Origin of the sequence: Halonotius aquaticus (genome assembly GCF_003605575.1) — an archaeon.
Lineage (GTDB): Archaea > Halobacteriota > Halobacteria > Halobacteriales > Haloferacaceae > Halonotius > Halonotius aquaticus.
The window spans coordinates 388435-411387 of record NZ_QKNY01000018.1 but is presented as its reverse complement, the minus strand read 5'-3'; the positions used below and the strand labels follow the sequence as shown (position 1 = coordinate 411387).

At 63.1% G+C, this 22953-nt stretch carries 23 protein-coding genes; 7 read left to right on the top strand and 16 right to left on the bottom strand.

The window, feature by feature from the left end; translation table 11 throughout:
• Positions 1 to 6: 6 nt before the first annotated feature.
• Complete coding sequence (locus tag DM826_RS11700; RefSeq protein WP_120103601.1) at positions 7 to 1437, bottom strand: PAS domain-containing sensor histidine kinase; 1431 nt, start codon at positions 1435 to 1437, stop codon at positions 7 to 9.
• A 169-nt stretch (positions 1438 to 1606) separates the two neighbouring features.
• Here DM826_RS11700 and sufU point away from each other — a divergent pair, with 169 nt between their 5' ends.
• Positions 1607 to 2035, top strand: coding sequence for a Fe-S cluster assembly sulfur transfer protein SufU (sufU, locus tag DM826_RS11695; RefSeq protein ID WP_120103600.1), 429 nt, complete (start codon positions 1607 to 1609; stop codon positions 2033 to 2035).
• A 56-nt stretch (positions 2036 to 2091) separates the two neighbouring features.
• Here the strand turns inward: sufU and DM826_RS13115 are convergent, their stop codons facing one another.
• The 5 genes from DM826_RS13115 to DM826_RS11680 all read right to left on the bottom strand — a co-directional run bounded on the left by DM826_RS13115 (position 2092) and on the right by DM826_RS11680 (position 5535).
• The gene (locus DM826_RS13115) at positions 2092 to 2256 is read right to left on the bottom strand and encodes a DUF7576 family protein (RefSeq protein ID WP_165853309.1); all 165 of its coding nucleotides are present in this window, start codon (positions 2254 to 2256) and stop codon (positions 2092 to 2094) included.
• A 97-nt stretch (positions 2257 to 2353) separates the two neighbouring features.
• Positions 2354 to 3340 (bottom strand): porphobilinogen synthase, encoded by a 987-nt coding sequence (gene hemB / locus DM826_RS11690; RefSeq protein WP_120103599.1) that lies wholly within the window; start codon positions 3338 to 3340, stop codon positions 2354 to 2356.
• Positions 3341 to 3418: 78 nt separating this feature from the next.
• Positions 3419 to 3583, bottom strand: coding sequence for a DUF6757 family protein (locus DM826_RS13110; protein WP_165853308.1), 165 nt, complete (start codon positions 3581 to 3583; stop codon positions 3419 to 3421).
• Positions 3584 to 3613: 30 nt separating this feature from the next.
• Entirely contained in the window at positions 3614 to 4402 is a 789-nt protein-coding gene (locus tag DM826_RS11685) for a PHP domain-containing protein (RefSeq protein WP_120103598.1), read from the bottom strand.
• Positions 4403 to 4464: 62 nt separating this feature from the next.
• Entirely contained in the window at positions 4465 to 5535 is a 1071-nt protein-coding gene (locus DM826_RS11680) for a DUF5784 family protein (RefSeq protein WP_120103597.1), read from the bottom strand.
• Between the two features lie 116 nt (positions 5536 to 5651).
• Between DM826_RS11680 and DM826_RS13105 the strand changes: the two genes are divergently transcribed.
• Positions 5652 to 5825, top strand: coding sequence for a DUF5786 family protein (locus DM826_RS13105; protein WP_165853307.1), 174 nt, complete (start codon positions 5652 to 5654; stop codon positions 5823 to 5825).
• Between the two features lie 97 nt (positions 5826 to 5922).
• On the opposite strand, the gene DM826_RS11675 is transcribed toward DM826_RS13105, so the two are convergent.
• Both DM826_RS11675 and DM826_RS11670 read right to left on the bottom strand, forming a co-directional pair.
• Positions 5923 to 6645 (bottom strand): DUF7530 family protein, encoded by a 723-nt coding sequence (locus DM826_RS11675; RefSeq protein WP_120103596.1) that lies wholly within the window; start codon positions 6643 to 6645, stop codon positions 5923 to 5925.
• A gap of 67 nt (positions 6646 to 6712) precedes the next feature.
• Positions 6713 to 7654, bottom strand: a complete 942-nt coding sequence (locus tag DM826_RS11670; protein WP_120103595.1) for an NAD(P)H-binding protein — start codon at positions 7652 to 7654, stop codon at positions 6713 to 6715.
• Positions 7655 to 7867: 213 nt separating this feature from the next.
• Between DM826_RS11670 and DM826_RS11665 the strand changes: the two genes are divergently transcribed.
• A complete protein-coding gene (locus DM826_RS11665) occupies positions 7868 to 8758 on the top strand; it encodes a CheF family chemotaxis protein (protein ID WP_120103594.1) in 891 nt (296 codons plus the stop codon).
• Between the two features lie 31 nt (positions 8759 to 8789).
• On the opposite strand, the gene DM826_RS11660 is transcribed toward DM826_RS11665, so the two are convergent.
• Both DM826_RS11660 and DM826_RS11655 read right to left on the bottom strand, forming a co-directional pair.
• Positions 8790 to 10475, bottom strand: coding sequence for an ABC1 kinase family protein (locus DM826_RS11660; RefSeq protein ID WP_120103593.1), 1686 nt, complete (start codon positions 10473 to 10475; stop codon positions 8790 to 8792).
• Positions 10476 to 10835 carry an Hsp20/alpha crystallin family protein gene (locus DM826_RS11655; protein WP_120103592.1) on the bottom strand — a complete coding sequence of 120 codons (360 nt, stop codon included), beginning with the start codon at positions 10833 to 10835 and terminating at the stop codon, positions 10476 to 10478.
• A 95-nt stretch (positions 10836 to 10930) separates the two neighbouring features.
• Between DM826_RS11655 and DM826_RS11650 the strand changes: the two genes are divergently transcribed.
• The gene (locus DM826_RS11650; RefSeq protein ID WP_120103591.1) at positions 10931 to 12190 is read left to right on the top strand and encodes a molybdopterin molybdotransferase MoeA; all 1260 of its coding nucleotides are present in this window, start codon (positions 10931 to 10933) and stop codon (positions 12188 to 12190) included.
• Positions 12187 to 14139, top strand: coding sequence for a molybdopterin biosynthesis protein (locus DM826_RS11645; protein WP_120103590.1), 1953 nt, complete (start codon positions 12187 to 12189; stop codon positions 14137 to 14139). Before DM826_RS11650 ends, DM826_RS11645 begins: the two co-directional genes overlap by 4 nt.
• A 55-nt stretch (positions 14140 to 14194) precedes the next feature.
• On the opposite strand, the gene DM826_RS11640 is transcribed toward DM826_RS11645, so the two are convergent.
• Together DM826_RS11640 and DM826_RS11635 are read right to left on the bottom strand one after the other, a co-directional pair.
• Positions 14195 to 14572: a hypothetical protein gene (locus DM826_RS11640; protein WP_205738835.1), complete on the bottom strand. Its 378-nt coding sequence runs from the start codon at positions 14570 to 14572 to the stop codon at positions 14195 to 14197.
• Between the two features lie 67 nt (positions 14573 to 14639).
• Positions 14640 to 15488 carry a Rieske 2Fe-2S domain-containing protein gene (locus DM826_RS11635; protein ID WP_120103589.1) on the bottom strand — a complete coding sequence of 283 codons (849 nt, stop codon included), beginning with the start codon at positions 15486 to 15488 and terminating at the stop codon, positions 14640 to 14642.
• Between the two features lie 161 nt (positions 15489 to 15649).
• Between DM826_RS11635 and ppc the strand changes: the two genes are divergently transcribed.
• Positions 15650 to 18343 (top strand): phosphoenolpyruvate carboxylase, encoded by a 2694-nt coding sequence (gene ppc / locus DM826_RS11630; protein ID WP_120103588.1) that lies wholly within the window; start codon positions 15650 to 15652, stop codon positions 18341 to 18343.
• Positions 18344 to 18589: 246 nt separating this feature from the next.
• Here the strand turns inward: ppc and DM826_RS11625 are convergent, their stop codons facing one another.
• A complete protein-coding gene (locus DM826_RS11625) occupies positions 18590 to 19585 on the bottom strand; it encodes a hypothetical protein (RefSeq protein WP_120103587.1) in 996 nt (331 codons plus the stop codon).
• A 232-nt stretch (positions 19586 to 19817) separates the two neighbouring features.
• On the opposite strand from DM826_RS11625, the gene DM826_RS13100 reads away from it, so the two are divergent.
• A complete protein-coding gene (locus DM826_RS13100) occupies positions 19818 to 19976 on the top strand; it encodes a hypothetical protein (protein ID WP_165853306.1) in 159 nt (52 codons plus the stop codon).
• On the opposite strand, the gene DM826_RS11620 is transcribed toward DM826_RS13100, so the two are convergent.
• From DM826_RS11620 to DM826_RS11610, 3 genes are read right to left on the bottom strand one after another with little or no spacing between them, the layout of a single operon-like run.
• Positions 19973 to 20302 (bottom strand): DUF7126 family protein, encoded by a 330-nt coding sequence (locus DM826_RS11620; protein ID WP_120103586.1) that lies wholly within the window; start codon positions 20300 to 20302, stop codon positions 19973 to 19975. The two genes, DM826_RS13100 and DM826_RS11620, sit on opposite strands and share 4 nt — an antisense overlap.
• Entirely contained in the window at positions 20299 to 21216 is a 918-nt protein-coding gene (gene guaA / locus DM826_RS11615; RefSeq protein WP_120103585.1) for a glutamine-hydrolyzing GMP synthase, read from the bottom strand. The genes DM826_RS11620 and guaA overlap by 4 nt, the downstream gene beginning before the upstream one ends.
• Positions 21217 to 22905 carry a CTP synthase gene (locus DM826_RS11610; RefSeq protein WP_120103584.1) on the bottom strand — a complete coding sequence of 563 codons (1689 nt, stop codon included), beginning with the start codon at positions 22903 to 22905 and terminating at the stop codon, positions 21217 to 21219.
• Positions 22906 to 22953: the final 48 nt, after the last annotated feature.

Here is a 22953-nt window from a genome sequence, read left to right as displayed (position 1 = left end):
TGGTTCCTACTGGATGTCGACGCCGGAGAACACAAACCGCGGGCCGCCGTCGTTGCCCTCGGTGATCGCCACCTGCCAGCCGTGGGCCTCGGCGATCCGCTTGACGATTGTGAGCCCGAAGCCGGTGCCATCGCGTGTCGAGCTGTGGCCGGGCTCGAAGACCGTCTCGCGGTCGTCCTCGGGGATGGGTGGCCCGGTGTTTTCGACAACAAACGCGTCGGCTCCACACTGTTCGACACGAACGGTCACAGCAGCCCCGCCGTGTTCGATCGCGTTCCGAAACAGGTTCTCGAAGATGTGTTCGAGGCGACTTCGATCACCCATGATCGTCGTTTCGCCATCGAATTCGAGGTCGGCGTCGGCTGTCGAGACGTTGCCCCAGCAGGTGGCGACGACCGCCCCGAGGTCGACCGGTGTCGGTGCTGCGACCACTTGGCCCTGTCTGGCGAGGGTCAGCGTCTCCGAGACGAGCGTTTCGATCCGATCCAAGGCGCGGGTGATCGGCGGCAGGTGGTCGCTGTCGCAGTCATCGGCAAGCAAGTCTACTCGTCCCTGTGCCACGCCAAGCGGGTTGCGGATGTCGTGGGCGACGATGCCGGCGAAGGCATCGAGCTGTTCCTTCTGGCTTCGGAGCTGTCGTTCACGGCCGACGCGGTCGGTGATGTTGCGGGTCACCCCGATGATCTGGCTGACCTCGTCGCCGGTGATGACGGGTGTCAGGCTTGTCTGCCAGTGGCGCGCGCCGGTGTCGACGGGCACCTCCTCTTGGTACTGCCGTGACTCACGCTGGTCGACACACTGCCGGTAGTTGGCCGCCATCTCGCCGCCGAGTTCGTCGCCAAAGACGGCTGTCGGCGACCGCCCGCGGATCTCGCTGGCCGCGATCCCCGTGACCGTCTCGAAGGCGTCGTTGACGCGGATGAACTGAAATGTCGGCTCGGCTCCCGCGGTGTCGACGTCGAGAAAAAACAGCCCGTCATCGATCGTCGACAGCAGCGTTCGGTACTCCTCAGCAAGGGCGCGAAACCGATGATCTCGCGCCTTCCGCGTCGAGATATCCCGGGAGTTGATGACGTAGTGGCTCTCCGGCGTCGGCGTTGACGAGGCGACTGATTCGACCCAGAGATAGTCGTCGTCGGCCACGCGATGCCGGTATTCGACGGTTTCGACCTGGTGGGTTGTCGCCGCCTGCAGCGTCTCAAACGCTTCGAGTACCCGCTGTCGATCCGATGGGTGAATGTATTCAGCGACTTGTTCGCCGACCAGTGCGTGTTGGTCGTAGCCGTACAACGCTTCGATCGCCGGGCTCTCATAGCGAATCGTTCCGTCGGCATCGAGCAACGTCAGGAGATCCGTCGAGTGCGTCGGTAGCGTCTCCAGATCCGGGATCGGTGGCCCATCCGTGGTTTCCTCCGTCCGTGGCGTCCGCTCATCCATGGCATCTACTAGCGTCGAGAGCACATCACGCTACTGGTTAGCAGCGTGATGCTTGCTGTCGATCCCTCCCGATTTGTTCGGTGTGCTATCGACCGGATCAATCCAGCTGTGCGGCTCCGTTGTCGCCCCCGGAACCCTTTTGCGGCCGACTGGCTTATCGGCGTACAACATGGGAACAGGCTCTGACATGTATCGACAGCAGATCCTCGATCACTACAAGAGCCCCCGAAACTACGGGGAACTCGAGGATCCGGATTTCAGCCATACCGGCGAAAACCCCTCCTGTGGCGATACGATCCAGATGGACGTGAAACTCGACGAGGACAACGAGGAGATCGAATACGTCAGCTTCACCGGCGACGGCTGTGCCATCTCACAAGCCTCGGCGAGCATGCTCTCGGAACGACTTGTTGGGATGACCTTAGCAGAGCTAGAGGATCTCGAAACCGACGATATCACCGACATGCTCGGCGTGACAATCTCGCCGATGCGGATCCCCTGTGCCGTGTTAGGTAACCAAGTTGCCAAGGACGGCGCAAAGATCTATCAGGGCGAGCTTGATCCCGAGGACTACGGCGAGACGATCACCGAGGAGTAACGGCGGCGTCGCTCATCGATCAGTCGACCGGGTCAAAAAATCTACTCACCCAGCGATTAGGTGTGATACGACGACTCACAGCTCGCCGAGCAGAAGTGTTTGTAGCTGACCTCGCCGTCGGCCGTGGTTGCGATCACACGGTCAGTCGGCAGATCAACGATTGATTCGTCACACACGGCACAGTTTGGCGCGTTTTCCTCGGCGATTGTTGTGTCGCTCATACAGGCAGATGAATACTGGGTGAACATATAGTGCTGCTGCGGCTGTGCTATGCGAGCGCACACCCCGAAATTAGGTTGGATCTGCGAAGGCAATCGGTTACAACTGCTCGGCAATATCCTCGGCGAAATAGGTCAAGATCAGATCAGCACCTGCACGCTTGATACTCAATAGCGATTCATATGCTGTCGCTTCGAGATCCAGCCAGCCCTTCTCGGCGGCCGCATGAATCATCGCATACTCCCCGGAGACGTTGTAGGCGGCGACCGGCTTATCGGACTGTTCGCGCACGTCACGGACGATATCGAGATACGGTAGTGCCGGTTTCACCATCAGCACGTCCGCGCCTTCCTCGGCGTCGAGGGCGACTTCGCGGTGGGCTTCCCGCCGGTTTGCGGGATCCATCTGGTAGTGCCGCCGATCGCCGAAGGCCGGCGCGCCGTCGGCGGCTTCGCGGAACGGCCCATAGAAGGAGGATTCGTACTTTGCGGCGTAGCTCATGATCGGGATATGCTCGAAGCCAGCATCGTCGAGAGCCGTTCTGATCGCCCCGACCATCCCGTCGGTCATACTGGATGGGGCGACCATATCCGCGCCGGCCTCAGCCTGTGAGACGGCGATATCGGCCAGCAGCTCCAGGGTGTCGTCATTTTTGACCGTTAGCGTCGGATCGTCGTGGGCATGCGGTTCGAGGACGCCGCAGTGGCCGTGGTCGGTGTACTCACAGAGACAGACGTCGCCGATGACGTAGGCATCGGTGTTGGCGGTGATTTCACGGATACCGCGTTGCACAACGCCATCCTCGGCGTAGGCCTCGCTGCCGACCTCGTCTTTCGTGTCGGGGACACCGAAGACGATGACGGCCTCGACACCGGTTTCTTGGATCTCTTCGACGCGGGCGGCAGCCTCGTCGACGGGGACGCGCTCGTGGCCCGGCATCGAGCTGATCGGGACGCGCTCGTCGGTCGTCTCGTCGACGAAGACGGGCGCGATGAGATCCTGTGCATCCACGGTTGTCTCCCGCACCAGTGGGTGAATGCCGTCGGTACGGAGACGGCGTGGCCGGTCAGTCGGCGTAAATGACATACCGGATCGTCGGCCGCACCGCCCATAGACGTATCGCTCCGAAAACAGCCGAACCACACCTGCCCCGCTGCCCGTCAGCTACTCGGTTCGGTTGACATCGAGTTGATCCTCAAGATCGGCGAGTTCGGCGGAGTCGGTGAGCTCCTCCATGCGCTCTCGGAAGTGCTCCGTACAGAGGCCGACTTTCAGCCCGTCTTTCTCCGCCGCAAACGCCGCCTCCTCCTCACAGTAATGACAGCGCATACCTCACTGTAGGTGTGGAACCTGTTTAACTCACCGCTTTTCGAGCCGGCGGCGAAATGCTTCGACGGCCGACGGCGGTGGCCCGGCCTGTCCCAGCGTCGTTTCGTGGGCATCGCTGCCGCCGGTCGCCAGCAGCGAATGGCGGTCGATGGCGGCGTCGACGAGGTCGGTGTCGACCGCGTGGTCGTAGGGGTAGTAGCGTTCGACCGCATCAAGCTCGGCGGCGTGATCGAGGGCCGCGCTGGGATCGTCGTACCGAAGCGGATGGGCGAGGCCGACGACCGGACAGGCCTCGGTAAGGAGGTTGATCCCGCGGTCAACTGGTGTGATCTCTCGGGGGACATAACAGGGGCAGCCGTTTCCGATGAGCTCGTCGAAGGCTCCCTGAAAATCGTCGGCGGCGTCGCTGTCGGCGATCGCCCGCGCGATGTGTGGACGGCCGATACCGGGCTGTGGGTCGAGATCGAGAGCCACACCGAGCCGCGTTTCGACGCAGTCGATGAGCTGCTGAGCGCGCTCGATGCGATCTTGCTGGAGGCGATCAAGCTCAGCCGTCAGCTCGTCGGTGGATCTGACGCCGTAGCCCAGCAGGTCGAGTCGCTGGCGGTCGGTGTCGACCCGAAGCTCGATCCCGCGGATCACGGTCACCCCGTTGTGGTCAGTGATCGGCGCGTCAAGTTCGGGATGGATTCGATCATGGTCGGTGACCGCAACGAGATCGATATTTGCGGCGTCGGCCGCCGCCGGCACCTCCTCGATGGTCAGTGTCCCGTCAGAGGCCGTCGTGTGAACGTGGAGATCAGCGGCCGGCTGCGCCATACCCCTCGTCACCGCCGCTGTGAAAAGAGGCTGTCGGCCCCCGCGACGACAGCAGCTAGCGGCTACACTGCCGGCTCGTTGTCGGCGATGAACTCGATGGCATCGTCGAGCGACAGCGGGAGCCGCCCCGTTCGGTAGCCAGTTGTGGTTCCGTCCGGTCGACGCCGGAAGACAACTGCCGGTCGGTGGCCGACCTCCGGCTGCTCGGCGACGATGGGCTGCCAGTCTGCGTCGGGAAACGATGAACAGTCGACCAACAGCACGACGCCGCCGGCGTGGGCGTCGAGTTGGCCATCGGTCTTCGTTTTGACCGTCTCTCGGATCGCGGTCGTTGCGGCGTTTGCCGCCCGTCGATCCGGCGGCAGCGGGCGGGTCACCTCGACAAGGATCGCGTCTCTCCCGTCGTTGTCCGGCAGATCCGCCCGGAAGTCGATCGAGTGGCCGGTCGTGACCTCGATCTCCGGGGTGATCTCATAGCCCGCCTCGACCAACAGCTTCGCGACGTTGAACTCGCCCATCGCGGCGGTCATCCGCGTGAGATCAAGCTGTTCGGAGGTACCGAGCTTGCCGGCCATCTCCTCGCGGTACTCGTCGAGTGCGCCGGTGTGGAGGACGTCCTCGTAGTGCTGGAGGGCTTCCTCGGCGGTCGCGTCCGGGAAGCCGGCGGCGTGATCGATGAAAAACGACCGGGTGCTCTCGCGGCCATCCTTCGAGAGGAACACGGGCAGAAAGAACCACGCGAGGTGGTCGTAGGGCGCAAGCCACGGCGATTCCATCCGTAACTGCGCCAACAACTCGCGTTCGGCCCACCGTGAGACCGGGTAGGGTACCTCGCTGAACCCGTATTTTTCCGTTCGCCAGAGGCTGCTCGGCGTTTCGGTGTTACCGAGCCAGTAACCGCCGGGGCCACCGTCGACGCCATCGGGGCCGTCGTCGCCGTCAGTCCAGATGAAGAGGGCAGTGTCGCCGTTGTCCATCGCAAAGCGAACCGCGTCGTAGCCACTTGGCGGTCGGTACCACGGCCCGTCCATCGTCGCGCCGAGGTTGTCGTCCAGCGGCTGGAGCACCTCCGACCGGAGTCGGTCTCTCGACCACCTGCCGGGGGCATACCGGAAGCGAAGCGGTCGCGCCACGCACACATAGTCGCCTGCGGGGTAGTTACGTGTTCTGGCTTCGGCAGGTTGGCTGTGCGCAGCGATGCCGCTGACCGATATCTATTTATTTGGCAGCTTCCAAGGTATGGTATACCATGTCACTTGGCGACTACGACGAAGCTGAACACGAACGCCGGGAGCGAAAGAACGCGACGGTCGATGCCGATTTCGAGCAGGCCCGCTCCGAGTACGAGGGGTCGATGGAGTACGACACCGGCGAGTCCGCCGACGAGCTGTTGGCGCAGTTCGAACAGCTCCAAACCGAGTGACCTGCCGGGTCGCCGCGGTGACACCGTCTGTCGGGCTTTCATTCGCGTAGCACCGCTGCTATCGACCCATCGTTGTCATCGGCGTCGACAGTTGTCCTCAGTCGCGTGTCGTCGCTAAAAGCGGGTCGGCGGCTGTCCGCGTGAGCCAGATCGACGCCGCCGAGACGACACCAACGGCAACGATGTGGCCGCTGACCGCGACGAGCAACACCGGCTGGTCGAGCAGAAACGGCAGCAGGATGACCTGTGAGAACGCAAACCCGACGTTTTCCAGATCGGTTCGAACGAATTGGTTCGCAACGCCCGGCTCACAGGCGATGGTGAGCGCGCGCCACAGCGAGACGACAGCAGCCCACCACGAGGTGCCAATCCGGTAGCAGAGATCCCAGGCGACCAACAACACGAGGTAGACGACGACCACCGGCGGCTCGGCGCCGAACAGTGTGGCGATCAGCGGTTCGCCGGGCGACTGCACGTCAAACACGAATAGATGCGTAATAAGCGCGATAAACGCCAGCACCGACAGCACGACCTCGATGCTGGAGCCAAACAACAGCCGGTAGTATTTTGCTGGCGCGTCGATCGCCCGGTTTCGTGTACCTAGGCGGTGCATGGCGACGCTGCCAACCGTCGCGACGACGACGGCGGCCGTGCCGGCCAGGGCGGCCGACCAGAGATCATAGATCGCCGCAAACACGAAGATCCCGACCTGAAACAGCCCAAACTGGATGGCGACGGCGTGGGTGTTCGAAAGCTCGATCCCCGGGAGTCCGCCGACAATCCCTTCATAGACCCACGTGTCGCCGTACTCCTTGGCCATCAGTGTCTCCCGATTGACCGCCAGCTACTCGGAGCTATCGGTTTCGGTGTCGGCTCGCCGACGCCGCTCATGGCTTGCTCCCGCGAAGCAATCGCCCGAGGCGAGCTTTCGGGGTCGGTGTTGCTGCCGGCTCGTCAGCAAGCGCGTCGGCGACCGCTGCCTCGAAGCGGAGCCGATCGCGGGGGAGGATATCCTGGATTCGGGTGTCGGTGACGACAACGGAGTTTTTGACGCCGTCGATCAGCGGGCGGGCGACCGCGGGGTCGACATCGGTCACAAAGCGGATCCACCACGAGGACAGCCGCGGGGTCAACACCGGGACGGGGACGATCCGGAGCCGACCGCCGAGCTGGCGGCGGGTTTCCTTGAGAATCTCCGCGTAGGTCAACACGTCTGGGCCGCCGATCTCGTAGGTTTCGCCGGCGGTCTCGGGCGTTTCGGCGACGCCGACGAGATAGCTGATCACATCGTCGATGGCGATCGGCTGGCACTCGGTGTGTACCCATTTCGGTGTGATCATTACCGGCAGCCGCCCCGCGAGTTGCCGAATTAACTGAAAACTGATCGAGCCCGCGCCGATGATGATCGCCGCCCGGAGGACGGTGAGGTCGTACTTGCCACGGCCGAGGATGCGCTCGACCTCCCGGCGTGAGCGCAGGTGCGGCGAGAGGTTGTCGCGGTCGGCCCCAAGCCCGCCGAGGTAGACGACGCGGTCGAGGTCGGCGTCGCTGGCGGCTTCCGAGAAGTTGCGGGCGGCCCGGCGGTCGCGTTCGGCGTAGTCGCCGCCGGCACCCATCGAGTGGATCAGATAGTACGCGAGGTCGACATCGAGGGCGTCATCGAAGCTGCCCGGCTCCAAGACGTTGCCCTCGACGACCCGAACTTCCTCGGGGCCGTCGTAGCGCTCGCGGCTTCGGGTGAGGATCGTCACCTCATGGTCAGCAGCGAGAAGGGCGTCGACGAGGTTGCCGCCGACGAACCCGGTCGCGCCGGTGACGAGTATTCGCATATGTGCTGTACGGTCGGGACGCGAATAACTGTTGGCTCGAATGGTTTCACGACTGTCGGCCACGGCGGTCACCACTGGGCGTTGTTTCAGTCGTCTCGCCACTGCCCACTGACACCACCACGGGGGTGCTCTTGGCACTACCCGTGTCACTGACCAGCAGGGCAGACCGAGGATATATTCAATAGTACGATCGAACACACCTACTACACAACTATGCGCGGCGGCGACGATCCGGCTGGCTTTACAACACAGTTCCAGACCCGATTTTACTCCACCGCCATCAGGCGCTCCGATATCCAGAACGGCGTCTGTGAACTCGATGGCGACAGCATCTCACTCCGGGCCGGCACCCAATCGGTTGACATCGCCGTCGATACGGTCACGAACCTCACGATCGGCACCCCACCCGAGCGATTCGAGGATGCGTTTACAGAGGTCGTCGGCATCAAATTCTCTCCTGCAGACACCTCACACGTCTGTTTTATCGAGTACGACCCGGAGTACGCCGATGTCTTTGAGTATCACCTGTTTGCGAAGCCCATCAACGGCGCTACGGGCCTCGTTGAATTTGGTGCCCAGAAGGGTGGCCAACAGACGGACACAGCCGCCCAACAGATGGAGGTCGCGATCAAACCGGATCGGGTGGTGTTCACACCGGAGACAGGGGGCACCAAATCGATCGCCCTTGGTGAGATCGTAAATATTCAGTTCGGCAAACGGACGATCGGCGGAGGCAAACGGGATGTGATCAAGGTCGATCACATGAAATCCCACACCCGAACCACCAGCTACCTCTCGCTTATGCAGACCCGCCTGCAACGCCTGTTCAACCGCTATCTCCGGACGGAATACGCCCAACTCCAAGCGGAGATCGAGGAGACGAACGTGAGTGAGGCTGAAACCCAGTTAGTCGTCGGCTACTACACCACGCATGATCTCACACAGACCATGCACGCCCTCACTGACGGGAATACAAGCGAATTTGAGTCTCTCTATGAGCAAGCACTTGATCATGGATTGGTGACACATCCCGATGACGGCGTCGGCCTGACACAGAAGGGCAAGATGCTGGCGAATACAGAACTTGACACGGTCAACACCTAACCTGCCATAGCGTGTGGCCGCGTCACGGGGGCTATCGCTCCTCGTCACGCTGCCGCTGTTGGCGCATGCTCTGGCGGGTGAACTGCGGGCGCGCCCGCAGCCCGGTCGGTTGTTTGAACGACCGATAGAGGAAGAACACCATCGGCACTGTCAACGCCAGAATCGCCACCGAGATGCGCCACTGGCCGGTAAAGGAGTAGATGATCGACGCCGACAGCAGCCCGACGGCGACGATAATCGAGTAAGAGATGCGCTTGGCCAGCTTATCCAGCACGTGGTTTTCGTCGTCGATCTGGACGTTGACCGTGAGGTTGTCGCGTTCGACTGTATCCAACACCCGGTTCAGCTTCGGCGGGACGGTAAACAGCGCCTCGGCGGTGTCTTGTACCTGTTCGCCGGCCTCCGTGGCCAGCCGCTTGACCGTCTCTTCGCGGTAGCCCTGCTCGGTGAGGTAGTCGGTCGCCACCGAGATGAAATCGAAGTCCTCATCGAGGGTGACACAGACTCCCTCGACGACGGTCGCCACCCGGAGGACGAGCGCGAGATTGCGGGGGAGTCGCAGCGGGAACTCATAGATCGTCGACTCGACCTGTTCGATGATCTGGTTGACGCGGTACTGCTCGATGTCTTCGCCGCGAGCATCGGCGATAGCGAGCTCTAAGACGTTGCCCATGACCTCCCGATCGGCCGTCGGGCTGAGCGTCCCCATGTCGATCAGCGTATCGAGGATCGCGTCGATATCCTGGTTGGCGACGGCGATATAGAACTCGACGATCTTCTCTTGGATGAAGGGGTCGACTGTACTCGACATCCCGAAATCGTAGAAGATGATCGTCCCGTCGTCTTTCACCGCCAGATTGCCCGGGTGGGGGTCGGCGTGGAAGACACCGTCCTCGATGATCATCTGGAGGTAGACCTCTTGGAGCGTCGTCGCCAACTCGGTTCGATCGAGATCTTTCCCGTCGAGGGTCTCGATATCGTTGATCTTCGTTCCGGGGATGTACTCCATCGTGAGCACCCGCGGGCTACAGACCGGATCGATCGGCTCGGGGATGTCGATGGCGTCGTTGCCGTCGAAGTTGCCGCGGATCTCCTCTAAGATGTCGCGTTCGCGGCTGTAATCCATTTCTTGGCGGATCGTTTTGCTGAACTCGTCGGCGAGGCTGTCAAGCGAGAAGGCACGGCCCTCGCCGATGAACCGCACGAGGATCGGAATCGACCACCGCAACACCTTCAGATCGGCTTCGACAAGCGATTCGATCCCCGGTCGTCGGATCTTGACGGCGACCTGCTCGCCCTCGTATTCGGCGAGATACACCTGGCCGAGACTCGCGCCGCTGATCGGCTCGGTGTCGAAGTCGTCGTAGACCTCGTTGACATCACCCAACTCCTCTTCGATGACGAGCTTCGATTCCGCCCACGGCGCGGGCGGCACGTCATCCTGCAGACTCGACAGCACCTCGATGTAGGCCTTCGGGAGGATGTCGGGCCGTGTCGACAGCAGCTGGCCGAGCTTGATGAACGTCGGCCCCAGCATCAACAGCGTGTCTAAGAGTACCGCTGCGCGCTCGCGTTGCATCTCGCGGCTGACCTGCCGGCTCCCGCCGACGATGAGGAACCGCCGTCGATCCCGCAGGTAGGCGACGATCAGGGGCAGAAACCGGTAGGCGACGACGACGAACCGCCAGTAGGCACGCAAAGAGACCAGAGCGACCACCTACGCCGAGGCGTCGTCGATCGGGATCGGCTCCCCGTCGGCGTCGGCTTTCGGCAGCCGGATCTCTAAGACGCCGCGGTCGATCTCGGCGCTCGCCGCGCTCCCGTCTGCCTCGCGTGGCAGCGGCAACTCGGCGTCGAGAAACAGCGGCCGATCCTCCCGGAGATACTCAAACTCCGGGGGCACCGACTTCCCGCGGCGGGCCTCGACGACCAGCCGTCCGCCTTCGGTGTGGATGTCGGCGGTCTCGGCGGTCACCCCCGGAACATCGAGCACCAGCAGGTAGGCGTCGTCGGACTCCAAGAGATCAGCGAACACCGCATCCGGCAACTCCTGCAACGCATCGCGCAATGGTGACATACGCTCTTGTAGGGTCGGGAGGTCGAAAAACCCCGCGGTCGGTGCCGTTCTGCCGCGAGGCCGCGGCTTAAGAGGACGGCCCCGTAAGCGAGGCTATGCCACCCGAGGATCGACGCCGTGCCGGGTTCAAGGATCGAACCCGCCTTGCGGCCGCCCGCGAGCAGTTGCTGTCGGCGATCACGCCCCACGACCGCACCGAACGCCTGCGGCTATCACTGGCCGACGGCCGTGTGGTGGCGACAGAACTCACAGCCCCCGCTCCGGTGCCGAACTACGAACGCGCCGCGATGGACGGCTACGCCGTTCGCGCAGGCGATACCGTCGGCGCGTCGGATCGCAGCCCAGTCGTTTTGGACGCACTCGACCGCGAGGCCGACTGTCGACCCGACGGAGCCGTTCCCGTCCACACCGGCAGTGAAATCCCACGCGGAGCCGACGCCGTCGTCAAAATCGAGGAAGCCGACCCCGTCGGCGACGAGATCGAGGTCTTTGCGGCCCTCGCTGCGGGCACCAACGTCGGCCCGGTCGGCGAAGATGTCACCGAGGGTCAGTTGCTCTACGAGCCGGGTCACCGCCTTCGACCCTCGGATCTCGGCTTGCTGAAATCGGTCGGCTGCTACGAGGTCGAGGTCTACCAGACCCCCACCGTCGGCGTCGTCCCGACCGGTGAGGAACTCGTCGAAGCCGATCCCGAACCAGGCGAACATATCGAAACCAACGGGCTGACCGTCTCACAGTTGGTCGACCGCTGGGGTGGCGTCGCAACCTATCGCAACACCGTCACCGACGACGAATCCGCGCTCCGGGCGGCGATCCAGCGCGATCTTACGAAGGACGTGATCGTCACGACGGGTGGCTCCTCGGTCGGCGAGCGCGACCTCCTGCCGGAGGTCGTCGACGAACTCGGTGAGGTGCTTGTTCACGGTGTGGCGATCAAACCCGGCTACCCCGTCGCCCTCGGCGTCGTCGAAGAGACGCCGGTGCTCATGCTGCCCGGCAATCCGGTCGCTTGTATCATCACCGCCCAGCAGTTCCTCCGCCCCGCGCTCAAGCAGGCGGGTCACATGTCAGTTGAGCCGGTGCCGATGCAGTCGGCGACGCTGGATCGCAAACTCCCCAGCGAGCCCGGTACTCGAACGTTCGCTCGTGTCAAAACGAGCGCGGGCGACGGCGACAGCGAGACCGACGCTGGCGACGAGGAGAACAGGCTCACCGCAACGCCGATCCGCACCGGCGGCGCGGGTATCCTCTCCAGCGTCGCGCTGGCTGACGGGTGGGTCGTCATCCCCGAGGAGCGGGAGGGCTACAGCGCGGGCGAGACGGTCGCGGTCGAACACTGGGAGGCGTTGCCATGACCAAGGAGTTCCGCACACTGGCCGATCCCGAAACCGTCCGCGAAACGATCGCCGATCTCGATCTTGGCGGCGGCACTGAGCAGGTCGCTCTTCGCGAGGCCAGGGGTCGGGTGCTGGCCGAGCGCGTCGACGCCGCCATCGACGTGCCGGGGTTCGATCGGGCGGCGATGGACGGCTACGCCGTGCATGCCAGCGACACCGTCGGCGCGGGCGAGGTCGATCCAGCCGTCCTCGACCGTGCCGGCACGGTTCACGCCGGTGAGACGCCGGACGTGACAGTCGACCCCGGCACCTGCGTCGAGATTTCGACCGGCGCGGTCATGCCGCCCGGTGCCGACGCGGTCGTCGTCGTCGAGCGAACCAATGAGATCAACGGTGACGGCGACGCCGACAACGACGATACGGCCATCGAGATCCGCACCGCGGTCGCCCCAAGTGAGAACGTCATGCTCGCGGGCGCGGATATCGCCGCTGGCGCGCGCGCACTTGGCTCCGGCACCCGCCTAACGCCCCGTGAGATTGGCTTGTTGTCAGCACTCGGCGTCGACGAGGTGCCGGTTCGGGCGCGCCCACGCGTCGGCATCATCTCGACGGGCGACGAGCTTGTTCCGCCGGGTGAACCCCTCGACAGCGAGCGCGGGGAGATCTACGATGTCAACACGACCACGATCGCCGCCGGCGTCGAGGCCGCTGGCGGCGAACCCGTCGTCTATCCCCACGCTGGCGACGACTTCGAGGCGATGGAGAACCTCCTCCGACAGGCCGCCGACGAGTGTGATCTTGTACTCTCCTCAGGGTCGACCTCCGCCAGCGCGGTCGACGTGATCTACCGTGTCATCGAGGAGCGCGGCGAACTCCTGTTGCACGGCGTCGCGGTCAAACCAGGCAAGCCGATGTTGGTCGGTCGGATTGACCAGCACAACGACGCGACCGAGCCGTCAGCAACCGGCGAGACGGCCCAATCAGCCTACATCGGGTTGCCGGGGTACCCCGTCTCCGCGCTAACGATCTTTCGAATCTTCGTCGCGCCGGCGATCCGGGCCGCTGCGGGCCAACCCGAGCCGACGACTGCGACCGTTGACGGCGAACTGATTGCCCAGCAGCGACACGACGAGGGCCGGCTTCGTCTGACCTCGGTCGCGCTGATCGAGGACGCTGACGGCGAGCCGCTGGTGTATCCCGTGGATAAGGGCTCGGGCGCGACGACGAGTCTCGTCGATGCCGACGGCGTCGTTGCGATCGATCCTGATACCGACTATCTCGCAGCCGGCGAGTCGGTGACGGTACAGCTGTTCGATCCTGACGTGCGCCCGCCAAGCCTACTCGCGGTCGGTGAGGCTGATCCGGCGCTTACCGAGCTGCTGGATCAGCTCGACCGCCCCCGATTTCTCCCGGTGGGAAGCCGCGAGGGGCTACGCCGCCTTCGGGATGGAATCCCTGATCTCGCGGTCGTTGCCGGCCCAACCGACCGCGAGGTCGACGCGGTCGACGTTGGCGAGTGGTCACGGGAGTGGGGGCTGCTCGTTCCTGAGGGGAACCCTGACGGCATCGACGGGCTTGCCGATCTCATTGACGACGATATCGACTTCGTCAACCGCAACCGCGACTCCGGGCTGCGGGCCAGCTTCGACGCCGAACTCGACGCGCTGGCGGCGTCTCGCGGCGTCGACCGCCACGATCTGACGGCGGCGATCAACGGCTACGAAGCGACTGTGAGCGGGGTCGAAAGTCCCGCCCGCCGCGTCGCCGACGACCGAGCGGCCGTCGGGCTCGGCCTGCGAGCGACCGCCGACCGCCACGATCTCGGGTTCGTGTCGATCGGAACCCAATCCGTCCGGCTGCTCGGTAATCCAGATCGGGATGAGAAACCCGCAGTCGACGCGGTTGGGGACGCACTCGAAACGCTGCCGGCGGCCTGCTCGTCGCTTGCGGGCTACCACTTTGAGTGACGCGATGCTGTTTGTCTTGACTCGCTGATGCAGTACTCAAGTGCTTTTGTGTCGCCTACGCCTTGTCGCCATCATCTGCTGTCGACTCGTCGCCAGTGTCGGCTGCGTCTCCGGAATCGGCTGTCGCCTCGTCGATCTCGTCGGCCGCCCCTTCGATCGGGAGTTCATCAAGCTGGCCGGCGATCGCTGCCGCATCGGCGGCGACAGCCTCGTAGTCGGCACCGGCTTCGGCGGCGACCGCCCGGATATGGGTCGCCAACAACGAGAGCGTGTGGATGCTCGGGTCGTAGTCGCTGGCCGGATCTCTGGCGATAACGGTGTCGACGGTCTGATCGTCGCGGATGACACCGAGATGCAGGCCGGTGATGTCGTCGTTGTTCAGCAGCGTTCGGGCACGGTCGCGGTCGGACGCAAACGCAGAACGGTCGCTCATAGGCACTTTCGACGGAGAACGCTGAAAAAGACGCGGGTCGGGCGACCGTGGGTGTGATGCTGGGTCGTTAGTCGTCGGGTCGCGGCCGGCCGACGTAGATCGCACTGACGATCGAGAACGGGTCGTACACCGACTGGTGGCACTGGCAGTAGATCTTGTCCTCAGCATCGTAGTTTGCAGAGCCACCAAGCGTCTTGTAGCCCGGCACACAGCAGAAGTGCGTACACTTGTTCAGGTACGCCATGACGCCCTGATCGGTGCTGGCTTGCAGCCACGGATCGTCTTGGGCGGCTTCTTCGATCGCCTCCGAGCGGATGATCGCCACCGGCACAAGATTCTCGGAGTCGGCTGATCGCCACTTTGCCTGTGCTGGCTTGCCGAGGCCGGCCTTGCCGATCCCGTTGCCCCACTCGGTGTAATCATCGAAGTCGCTGATGTTGAACCGATCGCCCTCCGATTTTGCCTCCTGTTGCCACGCGTAATCGGGGGCTTCGGTGGCGACAAAGTAGTTGTCCGACTCGTAGCTGGGGACGAGTGCGTTGTTCGATTCGAGCCCGCAGTACTGGAACCACTCCTGGGAGTAGGTTACCCCAGAACCTTTGAAATCCTCCGCTTTGGCGACCTCGAACTCGACCCCCTGTTGCTTCTCCGTTGTTACTTCCGGCCAGACGCCCTTGATGAAGCCATCGTCGTCGATCTCGATAGGGATCTGTGGCATCCCACGTGGGGCTGGGCCACCCGTATTCTCGACAACACGGGCTTCGACCGTCCCGCCACCCGCACCTGAGGCGGTTGTCAGGGTGTTGACCGAGACCGCACCGGTTGCGCCAACGCCGGCCAACGCGCCACCGCCGACGACGCCTTTAACGAACCGCCGTCGCCCGGACTCCGGGGGATACTTGTCGTCTTCGCTCATGGCCGAAAGTTGGTCGCGGGCGTGAAAAGCATGACGAATATCGTGACCCTGAACTGACCGAAATCAGCCCGTTTGTCGGCTCTCGCGTAGTATATCTGTCGAAAACGCCTGGATAGCCGATGTGGTGAGACTTTTAGGAGTGGGTTGTTCTACCATACGGTATGTCTTTGCACAACCGAGGTGTGCGGCAAGATGTCCGTGAACTCGGTGCCCTACTTGGTGACGTACTGAAAGAACAGACCTCGACCGGTGCCTTCGAAACCGTCGAATCCCTCCGCCAGGCCGCGATCGCCTACCGCGACGGCGAGATCAGCTCCCGCGATGAACTCCGTACCACGATCGAAGGATTGTCCCCCGACGAAGAGGGTGACGTCGCACGCGCCTTCACGACCTACTTCGAGTTGATCAACCTCGCCGAGGAGCGCGAACGCGTCCGCGCGGTTCGAGAAGGCTCACAGGAAGGCACCCTCGATGACAGCCTCGATAAGACGATCTCCACGCTTGCCGACGACGGGGCCGACAGCGAGACTGTCGAAGGCATCCTCAACGATGTGCTCATCGAGCCGACGTTTACCGCCCACCCGACAGAGGCCCGCCGCAGCACGGTCAAAGCCAAGCTTCGCTCGATCGCCGACCACCTCAAAACGCTTGACGAACACAATCTCACCGATCACGAGGCCGACGATGTCTGGCAGGACATCAACGCCGAGGTGACCAGTCTTTGGCAGACCCGACAGGTGCGGCAGCGACAGCCCGAGCCACAGGATGAGGCCCGCAACGTCCAGTGGTATCTTGAAAACACGCTGTTCGATGTCGTCGGCGAGGTCTACAGCGAGTTTGAGGAGGTCATCGCCGACGAGTACCCAGATATCGACGTGCCAAAACTCTTCGAGTTCCGGTCGTGGGCCGGCAGCGACCGCGACGGCAACCCCTTCGTCACCGTCGACGTGACCGACGAAACGCTGGACACCCAACGTGAGATCGTGCTCGATCGCTACAAAACTCAGCTCAAGCGGCTTTCGGCTGTGCTGAGCCAGGACGGCAACCGGTATGCGACAACCGGCGCGTTCCAAGCCTCGCTTGAGGCTGACATGGAACGGTTCCCCTCTGTTTCCGAGGTCGCCAAGGAACGCTACCCCGAGGAGCCCTACCGCCAGAAGTTCGGCCTCATGCGGGAGCGACTCGCCCGCGTCGGCGACGTTCGCCCCGGCGGCTATGAGGACGAAGAAGAGCTTCTGGCCGATCTCGAAACCGTCGACGCCAGCCTGCGGAGCTACGGCGGCGTCGACATCGCCGATGCGTTCATCGAGCCGCTGATCCGCCAGGTCGACACCTTCGGCTTTTCGCTGGCCAGCCTCGATCTTCGCGATCACCGTATCCAACACACGAAAGCGGTCGATGAAGCCCTCGCCAACGAGGGGATCGACTACCGTGAGCTCGACGAGGAAGCCCGCGCCGAACTCCTGACGGAGGCGATTCTTCAAGACGAGCCGCTGATCGACATGGAGTCGCCGGGCGACCTCACCGAGGAATCCCAGAAGGTACTCGACCGGTTTGTCGCTCTCGGCGACTGGCAGACGGAGTACGGCACCGAGGCCATCGACACCTACTGCATCTCGATGGCCGAGGAGCCGAGCCATGTCCTCGAAGTCCTCTTCCTTGCCGATCAGGTCGATGTCGTCTCGCTGCCCGATCACGTCGGCCTCGACATCGTCCCGCTGCTCGAAACCGAGTACGCGCTCAACGGGGCCGACCGGATCATGGGCACGCTGTTCGAAAACGAGGCCTACGGCCAGGCCCTCGAGGCCCGCAACGACACCCAAGAGATCCTGCTGGGGTACTCCGACTCCAACAAGGAAAACGGGTTCATGGCGGCCAACTGGGATCTCTACAAGAACCAGCGACGCCTCGCGGAGATCACCGCCGACTACGATATCACGATGCGGCTGTTCCACGGTCGCGGCGGCTCGATCTCTCGTGGCGGCGGCCCGATGAACCGCGCGCTGCTCGCGCTGCCCAACGAGACCGTCACCGGCCAGGTCAAATTCACCGAGCAGGGCGAAGCCATCGCCGAAAAGTACGGCACTCCGCGGATCGCCGAGCGCAATCTTGAACAGATGCTCGACGCCCAGATTCGCGCCCGCAACAACGCCCTGCAGGAACCCGTCGAGCAGGTGCCCGACGAGTGGACGGCGGCGATGAACACGATGGCCGCGGCCGCACGCGAGGAGTACCGCGACCTGCTGGAAACCGATGGCTTCGTCTCCTACTTCGAGCAGGCGACGCCGATCACCGTTATCGAGAACCTCAACCTTGGCTCCCGGCCGGCCTCCCGTTCCGAGGAGCGTTCCGTCGAGGATCTCCGGGCGATCCCGTGGGTGTTCTCCTGGACGCAATCGCGGTGTATTCTGCCGGGCTGGTTCTCGCTGGCCGCCGGCATCGACGCCTATCTCGACGATGGCGGCGACCTCGATACCCTCGTCGAGATGTATGAGGAGTGGCCGTTCTTCCGGACGACGTTCGATCGCGCGACGATCGCGCTTGCGCGAACCGATCTCGAAATCGCCGACGAGTACGCCGCTCTCGCCGACAGCGAACTGCGCGAGGAGTTCCAGCCCCGACTTGAAGCCGAATACGAGCAAGCCGTCGACTACATGCTGGAGATCACCGGGCGCAACTCGCTGCTCCGCCGCGACTGGCTCGAAGAGAGTCTCGAACGCCGCAACCCCTACGTCGACCCGCTGAACTTGCTGCAGACACACCTGTTGAGCCAGACTCACCTCACCGATGCCGAGGAGCGAACCCTGCGGCTGACGGTCAATGGGATCGCTGCCGGAATGAAAAACACCGGATAACGCGTCGATTCGGCGGTTAGCGCGCTGTTCGCTACGTCTTGTCGGTTTGTCGTTCTCGCCGCTTTCTATGGGTTAGCAGTCGAGTCTGTCTCAGAATCGTATCTGCAGCGATATCGTGGAGGGGGAGTCGTCAGCGGGAGATGGTACCCACACGCCGCGGAGTGCCGCAGGTGGCGTGTGGGCGTGCCCGGAAAATCGCAGTGGAGTGACACCGCATACTGGGTGTGGTGATGGTGCTGTTACCGATTACGCTGTCCCACCTCCGTTGCCGGCGTTTCCGTTACCGTTGTTGCCGGGTGCGTTCCCGGCGTTGCTCGGGCCGTTCCCGTTACCGTTGCCATTGCTGCGTGGACTGTCGACCGCGTCACTGTCGTCGTCGGCAGCACTATTGTCGGCATCGTCATTGTCGGCTTCACCTGCGTTGCCCGGCCGATCCGGCCCGTTGCTGGCACCCGCATCATCCGGCGCGTTGCCGGCGTTGCTGGATGCGTTCTCAGCACCCCGATCGGCTTGCCCGGGTGCGTTGCCAGCGTTGCCGGCCTGTGGGGGCGCGTTGCCTGAGTTGTTGCCCGGTTGGTCAGGGGCGTTCCCTGCGCCGTTGCCCGGTTCCTCAGGCGCGTTGCCGTTGCCGGCTGCCGAGGAGACGATCGGGCCGAGTTTGTCGTACTCGCCGTTCTGGAACGCGGTGATGAGCTCGTGAATCGTCGAGACCTGATCAGGCACCGGCTCCGGCATCGCTGTTGGCGGGCCCTCGTCATCGTCTTGGGCCACAAGCGAGCCGTCTTCGACCGCGTAGACCGTCGTCTGGGTGACGTTGTCAACCGTCACCGCGATTTCGACCGCCGAGCGGTTCCCGAGGTCGAAGGCAACGGTGCCGTTCTCATCGGTCGCACCCACCGTGGTCTCGTTGACCGCGACAGTCGCGTTCTCAATGGGCGAGTCGTTTTCGGTCACCGTGACGGTAACCGTGCCGTTGTCGAGTGTCGCGTTGTAGGCGAACGCGACATCGGTCTCGTTGTCGGCATCATCAGTCTCGTTGATATCGTCGCTCTCGTCAGTGTCCTCTGACCCGTCAGCATCTGACGCGTCGTCATCGGACGTGTCGTCGCTGTCGTCCGTTTCGTTCGTATCCGTCTCGTTGGTCGGCTCGTCGGCAGTCTGGGCTGCGACCGCACCCGCGGCGATCGGGACGGCCAGCAGGCAGACGGCCATGATTACAGCCATGATCGTGGTTCGGTTCATTGCAATTCGGCCTACTGGCGGTACCTACTTCAACCCGGATAGCAGTAGCCTCGAATTACCGCGTTTTAGCCACAGTTGCGCCCGTTTTCGCCGGATTACAACTCAGAAAAAGCGTCAAAAGATTTTTATAAGAGTTACTGAACCGCTGCCAGCAAATTCTCAACGACACCGTTTGACCTGCGCAAGAAGAATTATGCTGATAGACGGTGTTTGAGTAGACAGGTGATGTCCCATGAGTCAAACTGAACTGGAGACAGTGACCTACGGCGATGAGTGGGACGAAGAGGCGTTCCGCGATACTGGAGCGGCGACCTTCGGCCACGCTGAACCGTTCGATCACGACAGTCTCGTTTTTGCGTCGGTTCGTGAAGCGTTCGACGACGAAAGCTAGTCCGCAGCCAACTCTTCGGCGACGACACTCACATCCAATAGCGCGGGATCGACAGCCAAGTCCGTCTGCCGTGTTGCGACCTCCGGCAGCGACTGCTCGCTGTAGACGACCACGCGCACATCCGGGTTCAGTTCCTTCGCAACCGGAATCCCGCTGGCCTCGCCTACGTCAGTCAGTACCAACATCGCGGCGTCGTCGATGCCGGCGGCTTCCAGCGTTGACGACGACACCACATCCTCGATTCGGGTGACGCTGAACCCCTCGTCGGTCAGGGCGTCGCCCAGCCCGTCGGGATCGGGGCCGGCGACGATTGCGGTCTCGCTCATTCGTACTCGATGGTCGCCGGCGGTTTGTGGGTCACGTCGTAGACGACGCGGGCGACGTTGTCGTTTTCACCCGTAATGCGGCTCTGAATGCGCTGCAGCGTATCCCAGTCGATCTCCTGTGCGCGGGCGGTCATCCCATCGCGGCTCTCGACTGACCGAACGGCGACGACCCAGCCGTGAACGCGGTTGTCACCCTTGACGCCCGTCGCCTTGCCGATCACGGCGGCGAATGCCTGCCACGGCTCGTACTCTTCGAGTTCTTCCTCGACGACGTGGCAAGACTCACGGGCGACTTCGACCTTCTCGGGTGTTACTTCGCCGATAATCCGTACCGCGAGGCCGGGGCCGGGGAACGGCATCCGCTCGGAAATAATCGCTTCGAGGTCGAGTTCGCGGGCGACCTCCCGGACTTCGTCCTTGTAGAGGTCACGAACGGGTTCGACGATCCCCTCGAAATCGACTACGTCGGGCAGCCCACCGACGTTGTGGTGGGATTTGATGTTGCCCTCGCTCTCGATGCGGTCGGGATAGATCGTTCCCTGAACGAGCTGTTTGGCGTCGGTCTCTTTGGCTTCGCGTTCGAACTCGCGGATGAACTGCTCGCCGATGACCTTGCGTTTCTCTTCGGGGTCGGTCACGCCTTCCAGCGCACCGAGAAACCGCTCGTGGGCGTCAACAATCTGGAGGCTATCCATGAAGGAGAACGTCTCGCGGATCTGCTCGGTTTCGCCCTTCCGCATCAGGCCGGTGTCGACGTAGACGGGTGTCAACTGTTCGCCGACCGCGCGGTAGGCCAGTGTCGCCGCTACGGAGGAGTCGACACCGCCCGACAGCGCGATAATCGCGTTGTCGTCGCCGATCTGCTCGCTGATCGATTCGACTGCGTCGTCGATAAAGTCGGGTGCGTTTACCATTTAGATGGTCGCCTCGGTTTCGGTGTCATCGTCGGTTGGTTCGCTCGTCGTTTCGGCTGTCTCTTCGTCGCTGTGTTCTGTGACCGCTTCAAGAAAGCTCACGAACGGCGGGCTGGCGCGATCGGGTCGTGACCGGAACTCGGGGTGGAACTGCGTCCCGAGGAAGAACGGGTGGTCGTCGAGTTCGAGCATCTCCATCCGGCGGCCAGAGACACCGGAGAACACCATGTTCCCGGACTCCAGTTCGTCGATATACTCGGGGTTGACCTCATACCGGTGGCGGTGGCGTTCGGTACAGGCATCGGCCTCGTAGATCTCGGCGGCCAGCGTGTCGGGTTCGATCTGGGTTTCGTGGGCACCGAGCCGCATCGTCCCGCCCATGTCGTCGATCTCCTTCTGTTCGGGCAGGATGTCGATGACGGGATGGGGCGTCTCCTCGTCAATCTCGGCGGAGTGGGCACCCTCCAAGTCAAGGACGTTGCGCGCCTGTTCGATGACCGCCATCTGGAAGCCCAGACAGAGGCCGAGGAACGGCACGTCGTTTTCGCGGGCGTAGCGGACGGCGTCGATCTTGCCTTCCGCGCCACGGGAGCCGAAGCCGCCGGGGACGATGATCCCGTCGGCCGACTCCATGCGCTCGGCGTGTTTCTCCTCCATTTCATCGGCGTTGACCCACAATACCTCGACATCGGTTCGCTGTTCGATCCCGGCGTGTTTCAGGGCCTCGTGGATCGACATGTAGGCGTCTTCTAGCCCGTACTTGCCGACCAGCGCGATCTTGACGCTGCCATCGCGTTCACGGGTGACGAGATCCCGCCAGCGTTGAGAGCGGTCGGCCTTCGGGACGGCGTTGTCGGCGATGCCGAGCCGTTCCATCACGTACTCGTCGAGGCCCTCGTCTTCGACCATCAACGGCACCTTGTAGATGTCGTCGACATCGGGATTCGAGAAGACGGCATCGGTCGACACATCGCAGAAGCGGGCGATCTTTGTTTTTGTCTTCTCGTTGAGTCGCTCCTCGTTGCGGCCGACCAGGATATCGGGCTGCAGGCCGATCGAGCGCAGTTCCTTGACGCTGTGTTGGGTCGGCTTGGTCTTCTGCTCGCCGTTCATCGAGTTGGGGACGAGCGTGACGTGCATGAACAGCAGGTCATCGTCGCTTTCCTCGCTGGCGAACTGTCGGAGGGATTCGAGGAATGGCATCGACTCGATGTCGCCGACGGTGCCGCCGATCTCGACGATACAGACGTCGGTGCCTTCGGCGGCCTCCCGGATGCGGCGTTTGATGTCATCCGTCACGTGGGGGATGATCTGGACGGTTTTGCCGAGGTAGTCGCCGGCGCGCTCGGCCTCAATGACACTCTGGTAGGTCTTGCCCGTCGTCACGTTGTGATCGGAGGTCATATCGATCCCGAGGAAGCGTTCGTAGTTACCGAGATCGAGGTCGACCTCGCCGCCGTCTTTGAGGACGTAGACCTCGCCGTGCTCGTAGGGGTTCATCGTCCCGGCGTCGACGTTGAGATAGGGGTCGACCTTGACCGCGGTCACGTCGAAGCCGGCATTCGCCAGCAGGCGGCCCGTGCTCGCGGCGGTGATCCCCTTCCCGAGCCCGGACATGACACCTCCGGTAACGAAAATAAACTTCTCCCCTAGCGTGGGGTCGTATTCGGTGGTCGGTTCGGGTGGCATACCGACTGTGCGGCAGGTTTCATGAAAACGGTTTCGATGGGGCTGACT

Excerpts from the sequence above, each read along its gene's own strand:
- DM826_RS11700 (WP_120103601.1), bottom strand. The coding sequence starts at position 1,437 with ATGGATGAGCGGACGCCACGGACGGAGGAAACCACGGATGGGCCACCG.
- sufU (WP_120103600.1), top strand. The coding sequence starts at position 1,607 with ATGGGAACAGGCTCTGACATGTATCGACAGCAGATCCTCGATCACTAC.
- DM826_RS13115 (WP_165853309.1), bottom strand. The coding sequence starts at position 2,256 with ATGAGCGACACAACAATCGCCGAGGAAAACGCGCCAAACTGTGCCGTG.
- hemB (WP_120103599.1), bottom strand. The coding sequence starts at position 3,340 with ATGTCATTTACGCCGACTGACCGGCCACGCCGTCTCCGTACCGACGGC.
- DM826_RS13110 (WP_165853308.1), bottom strand. The coding sequence starts at position 3,583 with ATGCGCTGTCATTACTGTGAGGAGGAGGCGGCGTTTGCGGCGGAGAAA.
- DM826_RS11685 (WP_120103598.1), bottom strand. The coding sequence starts at position 4,402 with ATGGCGCAGCCGGCCGCTGATCTCCACGTTCACACGACGGCCTCTGAC.
- DM826_RS13105 (WP_165853307.1), top strand. The coding sequence starts at position 5,652 with ATGTCACTTGGCGACTACGACGAAGCTGAACACGAACGCCGGGAGCGA.
- DM826_RS11675 (WP_120103596.1), bottom strand. The coding sequence starts at position 6,645 with ATGGCCAAGGAGTACGGCGACACGTGGGTCTATGAAGGGATTGTCGGC.
- DM826_RS11670 (WP_120103595.1), bottom strand. The coding sequence starts at position 7,654 with ATGCGAATACTCGTCACCGGCGCGACCGGGTTCGTCGGCGGCAACCTC.
- DM826_RS11665 (WP_120103594.1), top strand. The coding sequence starts at position 7,868 with ATGCGCGGCGGCGACGATCCGGCTGGCTTTACAACACAGTTCCAGACC.
- DM826_RS11655 (WP_120103592.1), bottom strand. The coding sequence starts at position 10,835 with ATGTCACCATTGCGCGATGCGTTGCAGGAGTTGCCGGATGCGGTGTTC.
- DM826_RS11650 (WP_120103591.1), top strand. The coding sequence starts at position 10,931 with ATGCCACCCGAGGATCGACGCCGTGCCGGGTTCAAGGATCGAACCCGC.
- DM826_RS11645 (WP_120103590.1), top strand. The coding sequence starts at position 12,187 with ATGACCAAGGAGTTCCGCACACTGGCCGATCCCGAAACCGTCCGCGAA.
- DM826_RS11640 (WP_205738835.1), bottom strand. The coding sequence starts at position 14,572 with ATGAGCGACCGTTCTGCGTTTGCGTCCGACCGCGACCGTGCCCGAACG.
- DM826_RS11635 (WP_120103589.1), bottom strand. The coding sequence starts at position 15,488 with ATGAGCGAAGACGACAAGTATCCCCCGGAGTCCGGGCGACGGCGGTTC.
- ppc (WP_120103588.1), top strand. The coding sequence starts at position 15,650 with ATGTCTTTGCACAACCGAGGTGTGCGGCAAGATGTCCGTGAACTCGGT.
- DM826_RS11625 (WP_120103587.1), bottom strand. The coding sequence starts at position 19,585 with ATGAACCGAACCACGATCATGGCTGTAATCATGGCCGTCTGCCTGCTG.
- DM826_RS13100 (WP_165853306.1), top strand. The coding sequence starts at position 19,818 with ATGAGTCAAACTGAACTGGAGACAGTGACCTACGGCGATGAGTGGGAC.
- DM826_RS11620 (WP_120103586.1), bottom strand. The coding sequence starts at position 20,302 with ATGAGCGAGACCGCAATCGTCGCCGGCCCCGATCCCGACGGGCTGGGC.
- guaA (WP_120103585.1), bottom strand. The coding sequence starts at position 21,216 with ATGGTAAACGCACCCGACTTTATCGACGACGCAGTCGAATCGATCAGC.
- DM826_RS11610 (WP_120103584.1), bottom strand. The coding sequence starts at position 22,905 with ATGCCACCCGAACCGACCACCGAATACGACCCCACGCTAGGGGAGAAG.